Annotated in this window: 1 protein-coding gene; it reads right to left on the bottom strand. The window is 34.0% G+C overall.

Features of this window, described 5'->3' with window-relative positions; translation table 11 throughout:
• On the bottom strand, window positions 1–526 hold a 526-nt coding region (locus tag HT719_RS11265; RefSeq protein ID WP_172922621.1), incomplete at its 3' end, for a restriction endonuclease subunit S.
• Window positions 527–556 lie beyond the last annotated feature (30 nt).

The following is a 556-nucleotide window of genomic DNA, read 5'->3' as shown; positions in this document are numbered from 1 at the left end:
TCTCGTTAAATCGGGATTTTACAAGTAGATTAAGCTCTTCAAGTTGTTCTTGTCTCCTTAAAATCAGCTTGCTTAACAAATCCAGCTCACTTGCAATTCTTTGTTGCTCTCCCAAATTTGTATATGGAACCATAATATTATCAAAATATTTTTTAGTTAAATGTTTCATTGTGGAACCATGAGTATGTTTTACAGCATCTTGTAAACCTTTTTCAACAACATATTTAAAATACGATTTATCTATATCTATCTTATCAAAAACCACTTTAAAAATGTGCTGATTTAACACTGCGGATCTTCCACACCACTGAAAAACCCCTAATGTACCCGACCACGAAATAAGGATATCACCAGCTTCAACAATGTATTTTTTATCAATCGTACCCGAATAATAATTTATCTCTGTTGAAGTTTTAGTCAGATTCTGTATTCTGATAATCTCTCTCCCTTCAGATGACCAATCTTGAGGTTTAAAAGCATAGCCATTGATAAAAGTAGCCACTTCCCCTAATTTCACTTTCTTCATGCAACCACCTCCTCGGAATATCGGGATTTG

It is taken from the genome of Streptococcus sp. k-378, assembly GCF_013277505.1.
GTDB lineage: Bacteria > Bacillota > Bacilli > Lactobacillales > Streptococcaceae > Streptococcus > Streptococcus pseudopneumoniae.
This window is presented reverse-complemented; position numbering and strand designations above follow the sequence as displayed.